Genomic DNA, 660 nt, shown 5'->3' on the forward strand with positions numbered 1-660 from the left:
CAAGCTGGTTCACGTTGCCCTGCAGCAGCTTGCGTAGCGCTTTTTCCGCAACCTGCAGCAGCTGCTGCCTTGCTGTTTTCAACAGATCCACCAGTTGCCGACGGGCACGCACATGCTCGCCCAGATCGCGCTGCCATGGTTCCAGTGGAACATACTGATGCAGCTCCATCTTCTCGGCCATGCAGGCCAACATGGCGGCGTCCAGCCGGTCGGTCTTGGCCAGTCCCAAACCGTTGGCCAAGTTGCGTGCCCGTTGCGCATTGACGCGCGCCACCGGCAATGCGGCGTGATGCAAGGCATCCAGCGCTGCCAGCTCGTAGCCCCCGGTCGCCTCCAGCACCACCTGCCGCACCGACAGCGTATTCAGCCAATCGACAAGCTTCCGATGACCGCTTGCGGTGTTGGTGAACTGACGGGTCTGGCCTCGAAAAACCGCAACGTCAAGAGAGTGTTTGCACACATCGATCCCGATTCCGCTCATGGGAAATCTCCGCTAGGCTAGAAATGTCGAGAGCTCCCTCGCCTGCCCAGTCTTATCGTTTCGAGTGTCACCTCGGGCAACTGTTCGGGCGAATCAAGGGAGAATCCGGCGTGGGTACCAAGCTACACGGCGATCGCTGAGATCCAGGCTCTCACGGTGGCCCACGCCGGCTCTCGACA

Annotated in this window: 1 protein-coding gene; it reads right to left on the reverse strand. The window is 60.8% G+C overall.

The window, feature by feature from the left end; translation table 11 throughout:
• On the reverse strand, positions 1–481 hold a 481-nt coding region (locus ABS769_RS22525), incomplete at its 3' end, for an IS110 family transposase (protein ID WP_350498299.1).
• Positions 482–660: the final 179 nt, after the last annotated feature.

The sequence above is a fragment of the Xanthomonas hortorum genome (genome assembly GCF_040279205.1).
Taxonomy (GTDB): Bacteria; Pseudomonadota; Gammaproteobacteria; order Xanthomonadales; family Xanthomonadaceae; genus Xanthomonas; species Xanthomonas hortorum_F.